The 20,076-nt window shown below is 48.7% G+C and carries 19 protein-coding genes; 12 read left to right on the top strand and 7 right to left on the bottom strand.

Features of this window, described 5'->3' with window-relative positions; all coding sequences use genetic code 11:
• The 4 genes from AC5SV9_RS02990 to AC5SV9_RS02975 all read left to right on the top strand — a co-directional run bounded on the left by AC5SV9_RS02990 (position 1) and on the right by AC5SV9_RS02975 (position 4,265).
• A complete protein-coding gene (locus AC5SV9_RS02990; protein ID WP_475152882.1) occupies positions 1 to 2,700 on the top strand; it encodes an ATP-dependent DNA helicase in 2,700 nt (899 codons plus the stop codon).
• 360 nt (positions 2,701 to 3,060) lie between these two features.
• On the top strand, positions 3,061 to 3,318 hold the full coding sequence (locus tag AC5SV9_RS02985) for a type II toxin-antitoxin system ParD family antitoxin (RefSeq protein WP_475152884.1): 258 nt from the start codon (positions 3,061 to 3,063) through the stop codon (positions 3,316 to 3,318).
• A 4-nt stretch (positions 3,319 to 3,322) separates the two neighbouring features.
• Positions 3,323 to 3,643 (top strand): type II toxin-antitoxin system RelE/ParE family toxin, encoded by a 321-nt coding sequence (locus AC5SV9_RS02980; RefSeq protein ID WP_475152885.1) that lies wholly within the window; start codon positions 3,323 to 3,325, stop codon positions 3,641 to 3,643.
• A gap of 73 nt (positions 3,644 to 3,716) precedes the next feature.
• Positions 3,717 to 4,265 (top strand): GNAT family N-acetyltransferase, encoded by a 549-nt coding sequence (locus AC5SV9_RS02975; RefSeq protein ID WP_475152887.1) that lies wholly within the window; start codon positions 3,717 to 3,719, stop codon positions 4,263 to 4,265.
• Between the two features lie 11 nt (positions 4,266 to 4,276).
• Here AC5SV9_RS02975 and AC5SV9_RS02970 read toward each other — a convergent pair whose 3' ends face one another.
• A complete protein-coding gene (locus tag AC5SV9_RS02970) occupies positions 4,277 to 4,744 on the bottom strand; it encodes a CreA family protein (RefSeq protein ID WP_475152889.1) in 468 nt (155 codons plus the stop codon).
• Between the two features lie 201 nt (positions 4,745 to 4,945).
• Between AC5SV9_RS02970 and AC5SV9_RS02965 the strand changes: the two genes are divergently transcribed.
• The 4 genes from AC5SV9_RS02965 (at position 4,946) to AC5SV9_RS02950 (ending at position 9,084) form a co-directional block, all read left to right on the top strand.
• On the top strand, positions 4,946 to 5,494 hold the full coding sequence (locus AC5SV9_RS02965) for a cytochrome b (protein ID WP_475152891.1): 549 nt from the start codon (positions 4,946 to 4,948) through the stop codon (positions 5,492 to 5,494).
• Positions 5,495 to 5,660: 166 nt separating this feature from the next.
• Positions 5,661 to 6,011, top strand: coding sequence for a BON domain-containing protein (locus tag AC5SV9_RS02960; RefSeq protein ID WP_475152892.1), 351 nt, complete (start codon positions 5,661 to 5,663; stop codon positions 6,009 to 6,011).
• A 115-nt stretch (positions 6,012 to 6,126) separates the two neighbouring features.
• Positions 6,127 to 8,538 (top strand): zinc-dependent metalloprotease, encoded by a 2,412-nt coding sequence (locus AC5SV9_RS02955; RefSeq protein WP_475152893.1) that lies wholly within the window; start codon positions 6,127 to 6,129, stop codon positions 8,536 to 8,538.
• A 27-nt stretch (positions 8,539 to 8,565) separates the two neighbouring features.
• Positions 8,566 to 9,084, top strand: coding sequence for a SixA phosphatase family protein (locus tag AC5SV9_RS02950; RefSeq protein ID WP_475152895.1), 519 nt, complete (start codon positions 8,566 to 8,568; stop codon positions 9,082 to 9,084).
• 36 nt (positions 9,085 to 9,120) lie between these two features.
• Here the strand turns inward: AC5SV9_RS02950 and AC5SV9_RS02945 are convergent, their stop codons facing one another.
• Together AC5SV9_RS02945 and pdxR are read right to left on the bottom strand one after the other, a co-directional pair.
• Positions 9,121 to 9,888 (bottom strand): substrate-binding periplasmic protein, encoded by a 768-nt coding sequence (locus AC5SV9_RS02945; protein ID WP_475152897.1) that lies wholly within the window; start codon positions 9,886 to 9,888, stop codon positions 9,121 to 9,123.
• A gap of 189 nt (positions 9,889 to 10,077) precedes the next feature.
• Positions 10,078 to 11,469 (bottom strand): MocR-like pyridoxine biosynthesis transcription factor PdxR, encoded by a 1,392-nt coding sequence (gene pdxR / locus AC5SV9_RS02940; RefSeq protein ID WP_475152898.1) that lies wholly within the window; start codon positions 11,467 to 11,469, stop codon positions 10,078 to 10,080.
• A 117-nt stretch (positions 11,470 to 11,586) separates the two neighbouring features.
• On the opposite strand from pdxR, the gene AC5SV9_RS02935 reads away from it, so the two are divergent.
• On the top strand, positions 11,587 to 12,207 hold the full coding sequence (locus AC5SV9_RS02935) for an FMN-dependent NADH-azoreductase (RefSeq protein ID WP_475152899.1): 621 nt from the start codon (positions 11,587 to 11,589) through the stop codon (positions 12,205 to 12,207).
• Positions 12,208 to 12,235: 28 nt separating this feature from the next.
• Positions 12,236 to 12,715: a carboxymuconolactone decarboxylase family protein gene (locus tag AC5SV9_RS02930; protein ID WP_475152901.1), complete on the top strand. Its 480-nt coding sequence runs from the start codon at positions 12,236 to 12,238 to the stop codon at positions 12,713 to 12,715.
• A gap of 89 nt (positions 12,716 to 12,804) precedes the next feature.
• Here the strand turns inward: AC5SV9_RS02930 and hmpA are convergent, their stop codons facing one another.
• From hmpA to AC5SV9_RS02915, 3 genes are read right to left on the bottom strand one after another with little or no spacing between them, the layout of a single operon-like run.
• On the bottom strand, positions 12,805 to 13,995 hold the full coding sequence (gene hmpA, locus AC5SV9_RS02925) for an NO-inducible flavohemoprotein (protein WP_475152902.1): 1,191 nt from the start codon (positions 13,993 to 13,995) through the stop codon (positions 12,805 to 12,807).
• Between the two features lie 25 nt (positions 13,996 to 14,020).
• Positions 14,021 to 15,226: an NnrS family protein gene (locus tag AC5SV9_RS02920; RefSeq protein WP_475152903.1), complete on the bottom strand. Its 1,206-nt coding sequence runs from the start codon at positions 15,224 to 15,226 to the stop codon at positions 14,021 to 14,023.
• 1 nt (position 15,227) lies between these two features.
• Positions 15,228 to 15,479, bottom strand: coding sequence for a hypothetical protein (locus tag AC5SV9_RS02915; RefSeq protein WP_475152905.1), 252 nt, complete (start codon positions 15,477 to 15,479; stop codon positions 15,228 to 15,230).
• Between the two features lie 170 nt (positions 15,480 to 15,649).
• On the opposite strand from AC5SV9_RS02915, the gene norR reads away from it, so the two are divergent.
• Complete coding sequence (gene norR, locus AC5SV9_RS02910; RefSeq protein WP_475152907.1) at positions 15,650 to 17,215, top strand: nitric oxide reductase transcriptional regulator NorR; 1,566 nt, start codon at positions 15,650 to 15,652, stop codon at positions 17,213 to 17,215.
• 18 nt (positions 17,216 to 17,233) lie between these two features.
• Here norR and AC5SV9_RS02905 read toward each other — a convergent pair whose 3' ends face one another.
• Entirely contained in the window at positions 17,234 to 18,244 is a 1,011-nt protein-coding gene (locus tag AC5SV9_RS02905) for a metal-dependent hydrolase (protein WP_475152909.1), read from the bottom strand.
• Positions 18,245 to 18,425: 181 nt separating this feature from the next.
• Between AC5SV9_RS02905 and AC5SV9_RS02900 the strand changes: the two genes are divergently transcribed.
• Positions 18,426 to 20,048 carry a methyl-accepting chemotaxis protein gene (locus tag AC5SV9_RS02900; protein ID WP_475152911.1) on the top strand — a complete coding sequence of 541 codons (1,623 nt, stop codon included), beginning with the start codon at positions 18,426 to 18,428 and terminating at the stop codon, positions 20,046 to 20,048.
• Positions 20,049 to 20,076: the final 28 nt, after the last annotated feature.

Here is a 20,076-nt window from a genome sequence, read left to right as displayed (position 1 = left end):
ATGTCTACTATCAGAGATCAAATACTGAGCGCCAATAGTGTAATTTGCGGCAATATCGACAACCTTGCAGACCAAAGGGATTTGCTAGCTCAAAACATTCTGAGTCAACTGAGAAACCTAGTTGAGGGTGTTATTGTTTTATGTGCGGGCGGGGCTCTTGATAACGAATTTCATTATCAGAATGTAAACCCTAGCTGCACTGCAATCAAGGGAAACGCGAGATTAAACTTCCTAACCAAATTCCATCGTTTACTTCAAATTAGCGTTTCACATTACACGGTAGATGGTAATAGTTCAGAGCGATTAATGCTCAAATACTATGAGTATCTGCACCGTATTAGAAGTTTACTTAGAACATCATACAACATAAATTTTCTAAATAACCTAGAAAAATTCCCTGTCGATCTAGACCCATCATTAAAGGAGTATCATCAAAAAATTTCCGAGCGGATCGAGTCAAGACGTAGCGAGGCAAGAGAGGAAGTCATATCAGACAGGTACTACGTTCATAAAACTAAACCGTTCTTCTATAGTGGAAATATATATTATGAGGTTACTTTTTATCGAGCTATTAACAATGCTAATAAGTTCGACCGAATAATTGCATTTACAGATATTGATATCTCTATAAAGCACTCCGTAATGCTGTCAATACACCCAGATTCAATTCAAGTTCTTGGGAAGACAATGCCTATAACTATTATTAGGTATTGGAATGTCTCAATCAGACCTTGTGAGTTTGACAACTTTGCAAAAATAATGGGGATCAATACTAAAGTAAGCGCAAACTCAACAGAGTATAATCACTTGATGAGTTGCCTTACATCTAACTATGAGAGCCTTCTTGATATTGTGGATTTGCCAATTCAACATTATGAAGCCATCAAAACAGCGGCATTACAAAATGCAAAAAGCTCAAAAGTTTTTCCAATCCTCGATGAAGCTCGAAAAATAATCCAAGCTAAAAAGCCGGGTTATAATGTGCTACGGTATTTGTTGTTGCGGATGAATAACGCGATCATTAAATTGCAATATGACCGTACCCAGTGTGATTGGCTCTCAAACTTAAATTTAGGGCTCGGGTGTAGACCTTTCGATCAAATGCCGTTCTGTACCTCACTAAGGGGGCACAATCCACGCTTTTTGGACGTAGTAGAAAGTATAGACGTGTCGGGCAGAGAGCATGAGGTCTTAGCTCGAAAAGTCAAGGCTAACATTGAACAGAAAGGGATGTTATACACGCCAGTTCGGGATCTGGATGGCTTCAAAGATGTTGATTTATTGATTTCTAAGTATAATCAGAAGCTTTATCACAAGCATACACAGCGAAAACTCTATTCAGACAAAGGCCATATTTTCGAATGTGGTTATGAGGATGATGTTGTTTCGATAATAGAAAAGCTTCAAGAAATAGCAAAAATTGGAATCGCTGGCTACTCTCAATCCGTGAGTAAGTGGCTGGCTGAAGGTACAAGCTCGATAGACGACTATATCAAGGCTGAAGCATTAAAGAATCTGTTTGCACATTCATGTGTAGCAACAATATATGGTGCAGCGGGTACAGGAAAGTCAACAATGGTTCAGCACATAGCTCAATATTTTAATGATAAGAAAAAGCTGTTTGTCGCCCATACTAATCCAGCTATAGATAATCTTAAGCGCAGGGTCAGCGCTCAGAACTCGGTGTTCCGAACAATCAGAAAGCAAGTTAGTTCATCTCGGTTTGGTGAGGATTTTGACCTTCTAATTGTAGATGAGTGTAGTACAGTTAGTAACAAGGACTTTATCGCCTTACTCGAATCTAATTCATTCAAGCTCATTGTTTTAGTGGGGGATACATACCAAATTGAATCAATACAGTTCGGTAATTGGTTTAGTATCATTTCAGAATTTATACCAAGTACCTCCGTCTTCGAATTAACTACACCATTTCGTGCTAAAAGCCAGAGCCTATTGAAGCTTTGGAATAGTGTGCGTTCATCTGATGATGACGTTTCTGAGATTTTAGTGAAAAATAATTACACTACGAACTTAGATAGTTCATTGTTTTACAAGCAGTCAGACGACGAGATTATTCTTTGTTTAAATTATGATGGTCTTTACGGAATTAATAACATAAACCGCTTTTTACAAAGCGGGAACAACGGTGCGGAAAAAATATGGCGAGAATCTAGCTACAAAGTCGGTGATCCGGTTTTGTTTACCGATGGCGAAAGGTTTAGACCAGTTATTTATAACAATCTGAAAGGGTGGATAGTTAATATAATATCCTCGCCGGGATGGATACAATTTGACATTAGGCTCGATAGGCCTCTCAATGAGTTTGATGTTGATGAGTGTGATGAACTTGAGTGGGTATCAGACTCTACTGTAAGGTTCACTGTTTATGATCATCCCGGTACGAGCGATGATGATGATGACAGCTTTAATACGACAGTTCCGTTTCAGGTTGCATATGCAGTTTCAATTCATAAAGCACAGGGATTGGAGTATGAGTCAGTTAAAATTGTTATTACAGATGCAAATGAAGAGGACATAACCCATAGCATTTTTTATACCGCAATAACGAGAACTCGCGAGCGCCTGAGGATATATTGGACACCGGAGACTCAACAAAGGGTTCTTGAGAAGCTTTCTAGAGCAACGAACTCGAAAGATGTTCATATATTGAAAAGCCGAAGAGGTGTTCGGAAAATCTGATATATGAACATCTAGGATCTAATGAATGTACCGAAATATATTGTGATCAAGTTGCGACATAAAGTGAGTTTCTAAGCATCTTATTTACTACTTTGGGGTGATAGTAGTGCTTTAAATCCGTGGACTTTATTAAACAACTTATCAACTACAAACAGTTGATTAAGTAACATCTGGATAGGAACCAGGGCTAGCCAAAAAGGCTGGCCCTTTTTCTTTGTGTAGAGTAATAAAGTTTGGGGAAGGTCAACTACTAGACTTAAGCGTCTAGCTGAAAACTGTCGATGTAAAACTACAAAGATTGACAATCTTTGTAGTGGCGCATAGCATTATTGCTATTGGTGTTTACCCTTGGTGGCCATTATGCATGTATCCCTGACGCCCGAATTAGAGTCGCGCATTAAAGCTAAAGTTGATAGTGGCCTTTATAACAATGCCAGTGAAGTTATCCGCGAGGCTTTGCGCTTTATGGATACTCACGAAGACTGGATCCATGAAGTGAAACTGGCCCGCCTGCGTGAGCAACTAAAATTAGGCACCGATCAATTGGACCGTGGCGAAGGTATTGCGATTGAATCAAAGGCTGCGCTGGATGCACTGTTTGACGATATAAAAAGCTAAACAGATGCCAGCTTACAAGCTTGTTATTGCGCCTGCTGCTACAAATGACTTGAAAGATATCTACCAGTACGGACTCAGGCAGTGGGGGCAAGCCCAATCAGATAGCTATATGTCGGTCATTAAAAATCAGCTTTGGTTACTAACCGAACAACCGTTAATCGGCGTAGAGCGTTCAGAACTTCTGCCTCAGGTCAGAAGCTTACCCATTCAAAGCCATATTTTGTTTTACCGCGTTGCTGCCAACCACGTTGAAATTATTCGCGTGCTGCACGGCCGTCAAGACCCTCTGCGGCATATGCTTCAGTCCCCCACCGAGACGCGGTAGAACGGCAGTGTTTGATAGGTTTTGCAATTTATAACAACAATCATATATTTAACTAAAACGCAGGTAAAACCTCATGTTACAGATCCCCGCAACTGAACGTTTGCACTTCGCCTTGTTATCAGAACAGGATGCACAGTTATTGTTTGAAGTAGATCAAGATGCTGAAGTAATGCGCTATATCAATGGTGGTAAGCTCACCAGCATGCAAACCATTGTTGAGGTGATGTTGCCGCGTATGGCGCAGTACCGTGATGCAGAGCGGGGTTATGGTATCTGGCAGGTGCGGCGCAGTGATGACAATGCCTATTTAGGCTGGGTATTAATACGGTCGATGGGGTTTAATACTGCAACACCCAGCAGCGATGATGTTGAAATTGGCTGGCGCTTAAAACGTGAGTACTGGGGGCAGGGCTATGCCAGTGAAGCGGCCGGTGCCGTGGCGCAGGCGGTGCTGGCGAACAATGCAAATGTGCAGTTCTTATCTGCGATAGCGATGCCAGACAATGCTGGCTCTATCGGCGTAATGCGCAAACTGGGCATGCAGTTTATCAAACGCTTTATGCATCGCGATGCCCTGGGCGATGTTGATGCGGTGTTGTACCAGAAAAAACTGGCTCAATAACACCGTTTGCATTAATTGTGTGGCCTTTGCGCCGTGCTGTAAGCCTCGGTTCCCCACAGCGGCACGGTAGACAAGCTGTGCTTAAAGCTGCCAGAGGTTTCTTTGGTTGAGTAAGACAAGTACATCAGCGTCTGGTTTTCGGCATCAAAAATACGCCGTATTTTCATGGTTTTAAAAAAGATGCTTTTGGATTTGGTAAACAGTACCTCACCATTTTTACTTTTATCTATTTGCGCAATCATGTCAGAGGTAATTGGGCCGGTCTGGCGGCAGGCAAGCGAGCTGTCTGAAGGGTCTGATAAATCGAGGTTAGCTTCAATGCTTGCGACATGACAGGTAACCCCGGTGACCACCGGGTCGGCAACGGCATCAAGTTTAATATCCTTGGTAGTAAAAATGCCCAACGATACATCACCCACTTCATTTTTGTCGCAACCGGTAAGCATCAATAGTACGAAAATGCAGTAAAGCGCGCGCATGATAAAACCTCCTTAAACTATTTATTTCAATCCTGCCAAAGCAGCATAACATTGTCGGCAGTGCTTGCTTAAGAAATCTTTAAGGTTAACAACACATCATTGTGTCAGAATAATCTGGCGATACCTACGGCGGCTGCAGTGTTGCAGGTAGCTGTAATGTGAGCCAGACGATAATTACAATATCATTGTTGCGAGGATGCTATGGGGCTTAAAAACACAAAGGAGCGCTATAACCGGTTATCTATCACTTTACACTGGTTAATGGTGCTGCTGATAGCCGCAGTTTACGCTGTGATTGAACTAAAAGGTATTTACCCGCGTGGCAGTGAACCGCGCGAAGCGATGAAAATGTGGCACTTTATGCTTGGGCTGTCGGTGCTGTTACTGGTGCTGATAAGAGTTTTTGTCCGTTTTAGCAGTGGCAAAGCACCTGTTATCACACCGGCAATTGCCAACTGGCAGGCCATGCTGGCAAAAGTAGTGCATTTGGCTTTGTACGCGTTGATGCTGTGCCTGCCAATTGCAGGCTGGTTTATTCTGAGCCTGAGCGGCAAACCAATCCCATTTTTCGGCCTGGAATTACCGGCTTTAGCCGGTGAAAACCCAGAGCTTGCGAAAACCGTGAAAGAAGTCCATGAAACGGCGGGTAAAGTTGGTTATGTGCTGATTGGTCTGCATGCCGTTGCCGCTTTGTTTCATCACTATATCCGGCGGGATAGTACACTCAAGCGTATGCTACCGGGTAAATAAGCCTTTCATATCCAGAGAAATATCAATAACAGAACCCGGTTTTGTCGTGCCGGGTTTTTCTTTGGCATCAAAGTTGGTAGCGGTGAGTCAGGTCTTGTTCAGTGTTCTGTGTCATGCTTAAAGCGGTTATAGCAGTATCACAATTACCTTCACTGAGGAGCAGATTATGAATACGTTAGCAAAACCTGTAATGGCCCTGGCGGCGCTTTTGGCATTAAGCGGTGCTTTAGCTGGCTGTGAAAAAGATGTCATCAACGAGAAAACCGGTATGCCGGAAAAGCGTGTGATGATTGAAGATGGTGTAGCAGATGATATTGAGGTATCAAGTGCCGTGCAACAGGCACTGCAGCAGGAAGATAAGCTAAGAGCGTTCAACTTTCATGTTGAAACCCGTAAAGGGGACGTCACGTTAAAAGGCGAGGTGGATACCGAAGAGCAGCGTATGCTGGCGGAAAAGACCGCACTTAATACGGCTGGCGCCCATGCGGTTAACAATGAGATAAAAGTCAGACAATAACCCTTGGTTTTACTGATTGCTTTGCAGGCAGCAGCGAACGTTATATAGTGGTTTTCCTTTGTAGCTTAGCATGTTAGCTAAAAGCTAATCTGCGAAACAGATAACAGGAAAGCCGATGAAAACCTATTCTTTGCAGCTGCTGTTGTGCCTGGCGCTGGTCGTTCCGTTAACCAATGCTGTACAGGCCGCTGACACCCCTAGTAGTGCCAGCGCCGGTGCAAAAGCGGCAAAACCAGCCGTTACTGTGACCGATTTTACCCGGGGTATGACGCATCAGCGTGGCTACTTCGACTTTTATTATGATGCCAGCAGCGACAAGTTATACCTGCTGATAGATAAACTTGAACAGCCTTTTATTTTTCAAAGCTCGCTGCCACGGGGTTTAGGGTCAAACGACATTGGTTTGGATCGTGGCCAACTGGGCGAAACCCGGTTGGTGCAGTTTGAGCGCTTTGGCAGTAAAGTGATGCTAAAGCAGCTAAACACCTATTACCGTGCTGAGTCTGACAACGCTGCCGAGCGCGCCAGCGCAGAGGAAGCCTTTGCCAGTTCAGTTATCGCCGGTCTGCCGGTGGTGGCGTCAGCGCAGGGCACTGTCCTGGTAGATTACACCGCGTTTTTGCAAAGTGATATTCATCAGATAAGCGCAAGCCTGGCGAAGCAAAAGCAGGGTAATTTTAAAGCAGACAGCAACCGTAGCGGCGTATATTTACCCCGCAGTAAAGCCTTTGAGCGCAACACCGAACTTGAAGCTTTAGTCACATACACAGGTGACAATGCCGGCGAATTTGTCCGCCAGGTAGCACCTTCAGCCGATGCGATTACTGTGCACCTGCATCATTCATTGATTGCCTTACCCGAGGCTGGTTACCAGAGCCGGGCCTTTCATCCGTATTCCGGCTACTGGAATACCGAATACCGTGATTATGGCGCAGACTTCGGTGCGCCTATTGTTAAGCGCTTACTGCCACGCCACAGGCTACAAAAGAAAGACCCGTCCGCCGCGCTTAGCGAAGCGGTGGAACCGATAGTTTATTACCTTGACCCGGGCGTACCTGAACCGGTGCGCACGGCGCTGATTGACGGTGCAATGTGGTGGAACAGTGCCTTTGAGCAAATTGGTTATAAAAACGCATTTCAAGTCAAAGATTTACCGGCAGATGCTGACCCCATGGATGTGCGCTACAACGTGATTCAATGGGTGCACCGGGCTACCCGTGGCTGGTCTTATGGTGCCAGTGTTACGGATCCCCGCACCGGCGAAATCATTAAAGGCCACGTTACGCTGGGCTCATTGCGGGTGCGACAGGACTTTTTAATTGCGACCGGTTTAACTGCACCCTATCGCGCTGACACAGCCGATGTCAGTAAGCAAAAAGCCATGGCACTGGCGCGTATCCGTCAGTTATCGGCGCATGAAGTTGGCCATACGCTGGGGCTTATTCATAATTTTGCCGGCAGTGGTAACGGCCGCTCTACAGTGATGGATTATCCGCACCCGCAGGTTGATTTACGTGATGGCAAAATCAGTCTCGATAACGCTTACCGTGAAGGGCTGGGCGAGTGGGACAACTATGCCATTGCTTATGGTTATGGCGACTACAATTCACAACAGTTGGCGCAGCTGGTACAACAGGCGCATGCAAGCGGGCTGCAGTTTATGGCTGATCAGGATGCCCGGCCAGCAGGTGGTTTAAGCGCTGTAGGTCACTTGTGGGACAATGGTGCTGATGCGGTGGCTGAGTTAACGCGGCTTGGAGAAGTGCGTAAAGCCGCACTTGCCAACTTTGGCCTGGCCAATATTGATAGCGGCCAGCCGTTGTCTTCGTTACAGGAAGCACTGGTGCCGATTTACTTACTACAGCGCTATCAGGTTGAAGCGGTCAGTAAGCTGCTCGGTGGCGCTTATTACGAGTACGAGCTAAAAGGCGACTACGCCACGCCCAAAGGGCTACGCTGGGTAGATAACAGCACTCAGCAACAGGCTCTTGGCGCTTTGCTTGATACCTTGACGCCAGAGTACCTTGGGTTGCCAGATAGTTTGTTGGCACTTATTCCACCGAAAGTTTTTGGCGATAGCGATGGCCGGGAAAGCTTTAAAGGCCGCTTCGGTCTGGCATTTGACCCTTTATCGGCGGCAGAGGCCTCTGCCAACCATACCTTGCAGTTTGTGTTGCATCCGCAGCGGTTAAACCGTATCAGTGCTTCAGGCCAGTTTAAAGCGGTATTGCAGGCAGTACTTAACACAACCATTAAATACAAGGCGGCTAAAAATAAGCTACAGCTGCAACAGCGGGTAGCACATGTAGCGTTTTATCAGCTGATGCAGAGTTTTACCGCTAAAGAGCTGGCACCGGAAGCCAGAGCAGAGCTGCAGGCCCAGCTGACAACATTAGCCGCATGGTTACGTAAACAGGATGATACCGGGCAACAGTTAATATACAGCCAGTGGCAAAGTTATCTTCAGCACAGCCAGTGGCAGCCGCTGTTTGTACCTAAGGCGTTACCCCCTGGTTCGCCGATATAAATTTTTAGAAATAAACAAGGAGTGAGTATGCTTTTTCATCGGCGCAGTATGGTGGCAACTATGCTGTGCGTTTGGGCACTGGGGGCATCTGCCAATACGTTTTATCTGGTCCGGCACGCTGAAAAACAGCCTGTCGGTGCCGACCCTGCGCTGACTGAGTGTGGCCAGGCCCGCGCTCAAGCGCTAGCGGCTTACCTGGCTGAGGTTAAGCTTGAAGCCGTTTATGCAACCGGCTATCACCGCACCCAACAAACTGCGGCGGCAGTTGCGCAAAGCCAGCAATTAAAGGTATCGCTATACGATCCGCGTGATACCGACGCATTGTTGCAACAACTGGCGGGCCATTCGCAACCGGTATTGATAGTCGGACATAGCAATACCATACCGGCTTTGGTTACCCGGTTGAGCGATATCACAATGGCGCCGCTGGATGAGCAGGATTACAGCATGTTGTACCGCGTGGATAACAGCGCCCAAAGCCCAACGGTTACGTTACTTCGCCAGGCGTTTAGCTGTAAAAGCGTTGAACAGACAAAGCTGCTTTGAATATAGCCAGCGCAGGCAAATACCGGTTTTAAGGGGTTAAAACAGCGGAATAATTCTGTCGCCATAAATCGCCTTAATGCTGCCATCTGCCGTCATCTGCTGCAGGCTGGTTTGTATGGCGGTAGTTAGCTGTGGGCACTGGCAGTGTTTACTCAGACCGATATAGGTGCGCTGTGGTTTAACAATGCTGACCGGAAAGCTGACTTCGCGAATTTTCTCTCTAAGTTGCGGGTGCTCCTGCAGCACAGCACTGACTAACGTAGAGGGCAGCAGCGCCGCTGTCACCCGTTTTTTTGCCACCACTTCCAGCGCAGAATATACCGAGTTAACCCGGATAATTTGTTGTGGCGGCATAGCATCTATCACCACAGTAACGTCTGGGTGAAAACCAAAATTACGGATTGCAGCCAGAGTCATTGTCGATAATTCTGCTACCTGCTCCAGCTTACGATTATCATCCGCCGCTAAATACACCCGGTCAGGATGGCGGGCACCGTAGGGGATATAGTCTATGTCTTTCCGGCCTTCGCCGGTTTTGATGAGGCCAACCACCAAATCGCTGCGGCCATCGCCAAGCTCTTTTATACAGCGCCCCGGTGGCGTGGCTTTGCTGATTGCCAGCTCAAACCCGGCGCGCCTGGCCAGTTCGCGCATAAAATCTACAGTGACCCCTTCGGCCTCCCTGGCGGGGTTATCAAAGCTGACGCTGCCGGGAAACTCCCAGGCGCACCATTTCAGCTGCGGGCTGGCATACAGCGGCAGTGCTGCAATGAAATAAGCTGGCAAGAGCAGTAATCTCAACATGGTGTATGCGTCTCCGTAATGTGTCTAATTGCAGGTAAAGATATCTTGCAAGCGGCACAGATGTTCACACCTGGAAAATACGGTATATCAGTATATGACGTTAGCACCTGTGTTGCATTGTTGTCAGCATCTGAGTTGTGCATTGATGTTATTCAGCCTAACCGGACACACCTGTTTTAGCTAACTAAGCTACCGCCCGAGTATTTCCAGTGTCTGCTCATACGGCAGGCGCAGCGCTTCTGTTGCCTGTTGTTCTGACTGAATATTGGTATAACCAATAACCAGGCCGTAACGCTTAGTCTTACCGGCGTACCAGGCCGATAGCGGAAATACCAGCAACTGGTGCTGTTGCCAGATATTGGCCAGTTGTTCATCCTGATTGCCGGTTTTTAAAAATGCGACTATATGCATGCCGCCGTCGGTCAGTTCAACATAAAACTGGGTCGGGTAAACGCGCTGCAAGGCGTTTAGTACCATCTGGCGGCGTGCCTGATACAGGGCGCGCATTTTTTTTAAGTGTTTGAAAAAATGCCCCTCAGAAATAAAACGGCTGAGAATTTGCTGCGGCAGCAGCGGCAAGCTGGTTTCGACAATTTCTGCGGCTTCATGAAAGCGGTTAACCAGCGCTTTGGGCAGCACGATGTAACTGATGCGCATGGCCGGCATAATGGTTTTACTGAACGTACCGACATAAATCACTCTGTCGGCGCTGTCCTGACTTTTCAGTGCCGGCAGCACTTTTTTGGTGTAATGGAATTCGCCATCATAATCATCTTCTACTATCCAGGCTTGCTGCTCTTGTGCCCAATGCAACAGCTGCTGGCGTCTTGGCAGCGATAACGTCACTGCCAGCGGGCTGTGGTGCGCCGGTGTAGTGATAACAAAGCGGGCATCGCGCTGATAATTCAGCAGGTAATCGACGTTCAGGCCCTGGCTGTCAACAGGAACATAATGCAGGTTTTCCGCAATCCGCTTTAACAGCTTTTGGCCGAAAAAATACCCCGGGTCTTCATAAACTACCTTATCTTGTCTTGTAGCCAGCGCTTGCAAAATTAACGCGATACTGTGTTTGTAGCCACTGGTTATGCACACCTGGCTAGCACTGCAATTCAGGCCGCGCGAAATATTGACATAATTGGCAATGGCTTCACGTAGTGGCGGATGGCCCATTACCGGCGGCGTTAGCATATGTTCAGGCCGCATAGCCCGGATATCTTTACCGGACAGCAGCAACCATTTTTTGTATGGGAACTCATCCAGCGCCGGTATACCAAGGCGGAAAAAGCCGGGATTGTCGCGCAGGTCTATCAGGTGTTGTAGCTTAACGTCTTCAACCTTAGATGTTGGCTTTTCCGGCTCGACTTTTAGCTTTAAATCCGGGTTTACAACTGTACCGCGAGCGCCTTTACTGACAAGATAACCTTCACCAATCAATATGTTATAAGCCGTTTCTACGGTTTTTTTCGCTACACCTAAATCAGCCGCCAGCACCCTGATAGCCGGTACTTTTTCGCCGGGTTTCAGGTTACCGCTTAAAATTTGCTGCTTATAGCGCTGATAAATGGCCTGATAGCCCGTCATTATGTCCTACCTAAATACATTGTTTTTGTATCTTTTTAATATGGCATAAAGCGCTAGACTTTGCCTATCAGAACATTACAGCAATTTAATTAAATACCGGCGTCGCCAGGAGAACTTATGAAACTGCTACATATTAAAGTCAGCCCAAACTTAACCGGCTCCGCATCCAGAGAGGTTGGCAGCCATCTGTTGAGCAGGCTGCAGCAACGTTACCCGGCGCTGACTGAAACAGTACTGGATTTAGGTCAGCAATATTTGCCGCATCTGGATGCGTTGACAGTCAGTGCATTTTTAACCAAACCCGATCTTCGCACCGTTGCGCAGCAAAATGCCATAGCGTTATCAGAGCGTCTGGTTGATCAGTTGCTGACACATGACACTCTGCTGATTTCGTCACCCATGTGGAACCTGGGTTTACCGTCAGTGTTAAAAGCCTGGTTCGACCATATTACCCGCGCCGGACGCACCTTTGCGTTTACCGACCGTGGCGAAAAAATCGGCCTGGTCAGCGGCAAGAAAGTTTTTGTGGTGATGGCTAACGGTACGCCTTTAATCGGCAGGCCAACTGAAGCTGACGATCAGTTCACCCCTTATATCCGCACTGCATTGCGCTATATCGGTATTACCGATGTACGTTTTATCCGGGCCGATGGTACCCATCACCCGCAAACCCGGGACGCCGCGGTACCTGACGCTATTGCCGCGGCCGATCTACTCGTCGACCTGTTAACTGACTAACTTAACCTTAAATATTGGAGCAACTAGTATGACTGCACGTTTAAACCACTTTGAAACTGTACCGGCGCTGACTAAAGCCCTGATGGATGCCAGTATGGCCTCATACAAAACCTCAATTGATCCGCTGATTAAAAGCCTGATCGATATCCGCGCATCACAGTTAAACAGCTGTGCATTTTGTCTGGATATGCATATCAAGCAAGCGAAAATTAAAGGCGAACGAGAGTTACGCATTTACCATGTGGCTATCTGGCGTGAATCACCGCTGTTTAATGCCAAAGAAAAAGCGGCATTGGCACTGACCGAAGCGCTGACCAAACTGTCAGATACCGGCATCAGTAACGAGCTGTATCAGGCGACTAAAGAGCATTTCACTGATGTAGAGATCTCTGAACTGGCGTACGGTATTGGCCTGATTAACTTCTGGAACCGGATGCAAATTACGGCGTTGGTAGAGCCTGGCTCACAGGATACTGCTTTTGGCCTGAATAAAGCTGGCCTGAATTAACTCCGAGTAACAATCCACCTCCATAGGAGGTGGTTTAAGGCTGACAATTAAAAAAAACCGGAGGTGCCACAGCACCTCCGGTTTTACTATTATAAATCGCTGTGCGGGCCAAACACTTCGTAGTGAATACACTCGGGTGCGACACCAAGGGCGATTAACTGATCTTTGGCAAACTTCATAAAGCCAGTTGGGCCGCAGATATAAAACTGCCCGGTTTGCAGCGGCAGCTCGTCAGCTAACGGTGACAACTGCATCAGGCCATTTAGTAAACCGCTGTTTTGTGGCTGCGGCTGGTTATACCAGGTGTAGCAGCGCAGCTGTGGCAGTTTTTGCTGCAGTTGAGCCAGCCGCGCCTTAAATGAATGTTGCTGCGGGTTTTCACAGGCGTGCAGGTACCAGATTGGTGTGGGTTCTTCCCGGGCGGCTAAGGTTTCCAGCATTGACATCATCGGTGTCAGGCCGACACCGGCAGAAATCAGTACTGTTGGCACAAACACTGACTTAAGATAAAAGTCACCTGCCGGTGGCATTGCTTCAATCACATCGCCGACCTGAACCTGTTGGTGCAGGTAGTTGGACACCAGGCCAGGCTGGGGTAAGTCTTCACGTTTGACGCTGATACGGTAACTTTTGCCATTAGGTTTGTCTGATAATGAGTACTGGCGGATCTCAACATAACCGGCATGCGGTGGTTTTACTTTTACGCCCAGATACTGGCCGCTCTGGTAAGACATCACAGCGCCGCCATCTTCCGGCACCAGCACGAAACTGGTTACCAGTTCAGACTCTTCTGTTTTGGCGGCAACCACAAAGCGTCTGGCACCGGTCCAGCCACCATTGGCCTGCGCCGTTTGCTGGTAAAGCTGCTTTTCACGGCCAATCAGAATATTGGCCAGTAGCTGATAAGCTTCTGTCCAGGCACTGGCTACCTCGTCAGTAAATTGCTCTGGTGCCAACTCCTTTAAAGTGCAAATCAGGTGATGGCCAACAATGTCATAGTGCTCTGGCAGTATAAAGAAACTGGTATGCTTATTGGCTACCCTTTCTACTACAGCGCCCAGCACGCTTGGGTTATCAATATGCTTGGCGTATGAGGCTACCGCACTGAACAAGGCAAATTGTTGTTTGCCATTTAGCTGATTGCTCATATTAAAGATGTTTTTCAGCTCCGGGTTTGCGGTAAACATACGCTCATAAAAATAGTTGGTTATCGCCACGCCGGCGTTTTCAAGCAGTGGTACTGTACTTTTTACTAAACTGATGGTTTTTGCAGATAACATAACAACCTCATTAATGGTAAACACATCAGCCCGACCGGCCATCCAGCCGCGGTGATGTAAGAATGGGTAAGTACACCCGGATAAAAATCAGAAATGCGACCAGCCAGAGCGCCGCGCTCAGCTGCCACAGCAATAACGGTTTGGCCAGTAGTAATGCCAATGCGCGGAGCACGCCAGACAGCAATACTGCAGCGAAGCTGAGTGCCAGCACGTTGCTAACCAGCAGTGGCCGGCCGGTATGGCCAAGTGACACCCGGGCCATCATCGACAGCATCATCGCGGCCATGGCACTTATCGCTACCAGGTGCAGCATATCTTTGAAGTACAGCAGTTTAGTCAGCAGGCTGAGCGCCATTAGCAGCAAACCAAGAGCCATCGCCAGATATGACAGGTGCAGTGACCACAGTAATGGATGCCGTAGCAGCTTAGGGGTAAACCAGAAGCCAAGGCGCAGCAGGTGCAGTACTGCGCTTAGCAGCATCAGATAACCGGGTGAAAACAGCGGCGGGTAAAAGCCGCTGCTAACAAAAAGTGCTGTCGCGGGCAGCGAAACAAACAGCACGGTTTTGTCTAACCCTGGTGTACTGATCTGCACAGTTGCTGTGGCTCTGGCGGTAAAAAACGGAATAACCCTTGCACCGACGATGCCCATTAACAGACAAAACATCAGGATCATGCAGTGGCTTAAATGCGCGGCATAATCTGGCTGGCCGTTATACACCAGCAGCAGAAAGCTTAGGTTAAACAGCATCATCACCAGCAAAATGGCAACAAACTGATAGTTACGCCGGCTTTTAGCCAGCCATAACTGACGGGAAAATGCGGCCAGTACGCCAAGCCACCACAGGCTTTGCAGAACGACAAGTAGCGTTATACCGGTTAGCTCAGAGGTAAGCAGCGGCACTAAACGTGCGGCCAGCCAGCACAGGGATAACAACGCCAGCTTAGTGCCACGCAGTGCCGGTACATTAGTCCAGTTCTGTGCGGCGGTGAGTAAAAAACCTGCGGCAACTAAAGCGCCGAAGCCAAATAGCATTTCGTGGGCATGCCATAGCGTAGCAGGCAGCAGCTGCTGGGTGCTCCGCCAACCGGATAGCTGACCAAGCCACAGTGCAACTGATACCAGCGCCCAAATAGCTGCCAGCAGAAAAAATGGCCTAAATGCCAGTGCCAGTACCGCGGGCGTATCTGCGCTGGCCGGTGGCGTAAGATTTATGGGTTGCACCGCCACGTTAGCGCACCTCACGCTTTAACGCATACAGCGCAATGCAGCGCCCGACATAGCTTATTTTCACCATCGTCGCGCTGGCCAGCATACTCAGGTGGCCAACAATCAGCTGCGGCAGAGAAAACCATTGCTCGAACGGATAACACATCAATACTGTTGCCAGTAACACCGCTGCTGAAGCGGCTAAAAAGCCGTTTGCCCAGTACAATAATCTTTCATATTTGGCTTGCCGGGGTAGAGAGACTAGTGCGTGCATAAACACCTCCGCTTACTGATTTCGTCTTACTACAGCAGAAGTTGTGCCATAATTTTATTTTTATTATTTTCAATTGTTTAAGTTTTTTATCTTTTAATTATGAGTCATAATGACTTATTCTTTTGCGTAGTTATTTTGATTCTTTGAAGTCATTTTGACTTGGGTGGGGTATGTCAGATCAAAACAACAGGCTATTGCTGGAAGTTGCGCTGGATTTAGCCAATAGCCTGAACAATGAAGACAGGTTTGACCGCTTGCTGACATCCGTGCGCAAGGCCATTCGCTGTGATGCTGTTGTGCTGTTGGGTTTGCATCAGGACGTTCTGACGCCGTTGGCCGCGCAGGGCTTGTCAGCCGATACCATGGGCCGACGTTTTGCATTGGCCGAGCATCCGAGGCTGCAGCAGTTATGTTTAAGTAGCGGGCCGCACCGTTTTCCGTCGGATTGCCCACTGCCTGATCCTTACGATGGCCTGCTGTTGGCCCGTAGCGGCGACTTGCCGGTGCATTCCTGTATGGGGCTGCCGCTATATTCTGATAAGCAATTACTGGGTCTGTTAACCATCGACAGCCTGGAACCGGATGCCTTTACCCAGATAGCCGATAAAACGCTTGAGTTAATGGCTGCCTTGTCTGCCGCAACGCTTAAAACCGCCTTTGCCATGACACAGCTGACCATGAGCGCGCGCCATGCGCAGCAATTGGTGCAGGAACTGACGCAGGAAGCTCTGCTGCGTGATGGCGGGGAGCTGATAGGGCAGAGCACTGCAATGCAGGCGCTACGCAGTGATATTCAGCTGGTAGCGGGTTCAGATTACACCGTGCTTATTCAGGGCGAAACGGGCGTCGGCAAAGAGCTGGTTGCCCGCACCCTGCATCAATTGTCCGGCCGTAACAGTGCACCTTTGGTGTACTTAAATTGTGCGTCTTTGCCGGAAAGCCTGGCCGAAGCGGAGTTATTCGGTCATGCCAAAGGTGCTTTTACCGGCGCGGATCGCGAGCGGCCAGGTAAGTTTCTGCTGTCGGATGGCGGTACCATTTTTCTGGATGAAGTGGGCGAGTTGCCGCTCAGTATGCAAAGCAAGCTGCTGCGGGTACTGCAAAGCGGCGAAATTCAGCCGGTGGGTAAAGATGAGGTACAAAGCGTTGATGTGCGTATTATTGCTGCAACCAACCGCGATTTGCAGCACGAAGTGCAGCAAGGCCGCTTTAGGGCTGATTTGTATCACAGGTTGACGGTGTATCCGCTAACGGTGCCGCCGCTGCGTCAGCGTGGCGAGGATGTGTTACTGCTGGCGGGGTATTTTCTCGAACAAACCAGCCGTAAACTGGGCATCAGGCAACTGAAATTGTCGTCCGATGCTGTTTCGGCATTGCTACAGTATCAATGGCCGGGCAATGTGCGTGAGCTGGAACATGTTATTAGTCGCGCTGCATTAAAAGCAGCCGGCCAGAAAGGCCGCTCAGGTATTGTGAGTATCAGTGCTGCGTTACTGGCGCTAAGCAACGGCGTGTTGCCGGTTGAGCAGGCGCTGCAACAAAGTGTTGCTGAGCAGCATCTGACTGATCTGAAAGAGGCAACCGAGCAGTTTCAGCGCCAGCTGATTTTGCAGGCGCTGCAACAGGCTAATGGTAACTGGAGCCTGGCAGCCAGGCAGCTGGGGCAAGACAGGGCCAACCTGGCCCGCCTGGCCAAACGGTTGGGGATCAGCATCAGCAAAAGCATACAGTTTTAACTGTAGCTTGTAGTGTTGCTACAACTGGGCCTTTACATAGGGTGGGGGCAGTTGAGTGCCCCACATGCGTTGCCAAAGCCATGGCAAGGCGGTGGCGGCATCGCGGCGCGTCGGCTGCTGGACTACAGCCCTGTTATTTGCCGGGTCCACTTCAAACTGAAACGCATAGCTGCCTTCCTGACCCATACGTAAATCCGTCAATAGCAGCGCATCACCTTGCTGCGCCAGCGTGTAAAAGCCCCGGCTGAACCAGGCCAGTTGCTGTACTGCTTTGACATCGGCATAACGTTGTTTCAGGCTGGTATCCTGTGCTATCTGCGTAAATTCAATTTGATCGCTGCTGTCAAACAGCGAGTAAAACCCTTCGGCATAACCTTCTTCTGTCATCACAACAATGCGCCACAATATGGTGTTCAAAGGGGCAGGCGTTACCAGTATCTGTTGGGGGGCACGCAGTTGCTGCTGGGCATTGAGTATCGCTACGCTGGTTACATATTGCTGGGCAGCAAAACTCCAAACCAGGTAGGCGGACGATAATAAAATGCCGGCAGCATTGGCCCGGTAGCCCTTGTCACGCCGGGAGAATAAATACCACAAAACCCCGGCCAGCAGTGGCAGGGTATACAGCGGGTCGATAATAAACATGCTGCCGACAGCAAAGGGCGTGTTGGTAAAAGGCAAACCAAACTGGGTGCCGTATACCGTCATGGCGTCAATACCTGTGTGGGTAATAAGGATAAGCCAGGTTGTTACTAACCAGTGGCGGTAATAGTGCCTTTGGTTGCAACATAACGCCGCCAGCCAGGCCAGCAGTGGCGATGCCAGCGTTTGGTAAAATAAGGCATGGCTTTCGGTGCGGTGCAGCACCATATTGCTGACGACATCGCCATAATCAATAAGTACATCTAAATCGGGCAGGGTACCGAGCACTGCGCCGGCAAATGCCACTTTTACTTTACTACCCGGCTTTTGGCCTAGTGCTGCAACGGCAACAGCTGCGCCAAGGGTTAACTGTGTTACTGAATCCATACTGGTATGCCCGCCTGAAACTAGAGGTTGTCAGTTTACGTTAAAAGTCATGCAGTTGGCAGTTTGCGAAATATTACTCTAATATGAGCTGGTATAAATATTCAGCTGTAGCCATGTCAGGTCGCTTTTACTGACAAAGACAGCTAAACCTGCCACATCAGCCGTATTGAGATGTCATACCATGCTAAGAAAAATACGTATTACCAAACGATTATCCATCGCTTTCGTGCTGATGGGCCTGTCAACGCTGTTTGTCGGGGTAATGGCCATACTGAGTCTTAACGAGACGGAGCGGCATTTTGACAACATTGCAGAGCGGCGTTTACCGGCATCAATACTGGCAGGCGAGCTAAACCGGGATTTTCTGCTGATACGTATTTATATCCTGGGCATGTTAAATGCGCAAAGCCCGCAGGAGCGTGAAGACAACCGCAACCTGATGAATAACCAGCTAAGCAGCTATGACGAAACCGAGCGCAAGCTGGCAGAATTTCATAAAACGCCGCAAGGTCGGGCGGTGTTTGAAAATGTAGACCGGGCGCGTAAGCATTATGACCAGTTGCATAAGCAGTTACTGCAAATGATTGACGCGGGCAGTCAGCATGAAGCACGCGCGTTTGCGCAGCAAAACTTTAGCCAGGCATCGGTTGAATTTAATAATGCACTGACACAGATGTTCGAATACCAAAAAAGTACATCAGACACTGCGGCAGATGCCGCTCATCACAGTGTAAAGCAAGGCAAAACGGTTACCACAGTGGTCATTGTTATCGCCACCTTGTTTGGTGCCGTTTTGGCCTGGTTATTCAGCCGCAGTTTGATTGTTCCAATGCGTAATGCGGTTACGGTTTCGCAGCGTATTGCGTCAGCTGATTTAACCGCAGCTATTCATGATGATGAACCGGATGAAGCCGGTGATATGGTCAGAGCCATGGCACAGATGCAGCAGCAGCTGCGCCAGACACTTGATGAAATTAATAAATCATCATCGCAATTGGCAGCCACGTCAGAAGAGCTGAGCGTGGTAACCGAGCAGTCTACCCAGACTATGCATCAGCAAAGTGACGAGCTGGACCAGGCCGCTACCGCTGTGACTGAGCTAACAACAGCGATTGAAGAGGTTGCCCGTAGCGCTGTTACAACATCTCGCGACTCTGAACTGGCTGATGAGAAAACCCGTCTGGGTAAGAACCAGGTAGAACATACCATTAAGAATATCCGCGATCTGGAAACTGAGCTGCAGCATACCGGTAACAGCGTCGGTAATCTGGCAACGCGGATCCGTGATATTGCCTCGGTGCTGGATGTTATCCGCGCTATTGCTGATCAGACTAACCTGCTGGCTTTAAATGCCGCTATCGAAGCCGCCAGAGCCGGAGACAGCGGCCGTGGCTTTGCGGTAGTAGCGGATGAGGTCAGGGCGCTGGCGCACCGGACCCAGGAATCTACTAAAGAAATAGAACGTATGATGGGGGCGATTGACGCTGAAACGGCCACCACAGTAAGTGCTATGAGCAGCAGCAGTGCAAGAGCCGCAGAAACCTTGCAGGTAGCGCATCAGGCCGGCGAGGCCTTGCAACTGATTGCAGAGGCGATATCGCAGATCAATAACCAGAACCTGACTATCGCCAGTGCGGCAGAACAGCAGGCTACCGTGGCGCGAGATGTTGACCGCAACCTGGTAAATATTCGCGACCTGGCTGTGCAAACCGCGGCTGGTGCCAATGAAACGCAGGCATCAAGTGCAGAGCTGGCACGGTTGGCTGAGCAACTGAATAGTCTGATTAGTAAATTCCGCTTGTAACGAATACCGGCACTGCTGTGTGGCGGTG

This window comes from Rheinheimera sp. ATLC3 (assembly GCF_059429535.1).
This window is presented reverse-complemented; position numbering and strand designations above follow the sequence as displayed.

Coding starts and splice junctions, on each gene's coding strand:
- AC5SV9_RS02990 (WP_475152882.1), top strand. CDS start 1: ATGTCTACTATCAGAGATCAAATACTGAGCGCCAATAGTGTAATTTGC.
- AC5SV9_RS02985 (WP_475152884.1), top strand. CDS start 3,061: ATGCATGTATCCCTGACGCCCGAATTAGAGTCGCGCATTAAAGCTAAA.
- AC5SV9_RS02980 (WP_475152885.1), top strand. CDS start 3,323: ATGCCAGCTTACAAGCTTGTTATTGCGCCTGCTGCTACAAATGACTTG.
- AC5SV9_RS02975 (WP_475152887.1), top strand. CDS start 3,717: ATGTTACAGATCCCCGCAACTGAACGTTTGCACTTCGCCTTGTTATCA.
- AC5SV9_RS02970 (WP_475152889.1), bottom strand. CDS start 4,744: ATGCGCGCGCTTTACTGCATTTTCGTACTATTGATGCTTACCGGTTGC.
- AC5SV9_RS02965 (WP_475152891.1), top strand. CDS start 4,946: ATGGGGCTTAAAAACACAAAGGAGCGCTATAACCGGTTATCTATCACT.
- AC5SV9_RS02960 (WP_475152892.1), top strand. CDS start 5,661: ATGAATACGTTAGCAAAACCTGTAATGGCCCTGGCGGCGCTTTTGGCA.
- AC5SV9_RS02955 (WP_475152893.1), top strand. CDS start 6,127: ATGAAAACCTATTCTTTGCAGCTGCTGTTGTGCCTGGCGCTGGTCGTT.
- AC5SV9_RS02950 (WP_475152895.1), top strand. CDS start 8,566: ATGCTTTTTCATCGGCGCAGTATGGTGGCAACTATGCTGTGCGTTTGG.
- AC5SV9_RS02945 (WP_475152897.1), bottom strand. CDS start 9,888: ATGTTGAGATTACTGCTCTTGCCAGCTTATTTCATTGCAGCACTGCCG.
- pdxR (WP_475152898.1), bottom strand. CDS start 11,469: ATGACGGGCTATCAGGCCATTTATCAGCGCTATAAGCAGCAAATTTTA.
- AC5SV9_RS02935 (WP_475152899.1), top strand. CDS start 11,587: ATGAAACTGCTACATATTAAAGTCAGCCCAAACTTAACCGGCTCCGCA.
- AC5SV9_RS02930 (WP_475152901.1), top strand. CDS start 12,236: ATGACTGCACGTTTAAACCACTTTGAAACTGTACCGGCGCTGACTAAA.
- hmpA (WP_475152902.1), bottom strand. CDS start 13,995: ATGTTATCTGCAAAAACCATCAGTTTAGTAAAAAGTACAGTACCACTG.
- AC5SV9_RS02915 (WP_475152905.1), bottom strand. CDS start 15,479: ATGCACGCACTAGTCTCTCTACCCCGGCAAGCCAAATATGAAAGATTA.
- norR (WP_475152907.1), top strand. CDS start 15,650: ATGTCAGATCAAAACAACAGGCTATTGCTGGAAGTTGCGCTGGATTTA.
- AC5SV9_RS02905 (WP_475152909.1), bottom strand. CDS start 18,244: ATGGATTCAGTAACACAGTTAACCCTTGGCGCAGCTGTTGCCGTTGCA.
- AC5SV9_RS02900 (WP_475152911.1), top strand. CDS start 18,426: ATGCTAAGAAAAATACGTATTACCAAACGATTATCCATCGCTTTCGTG.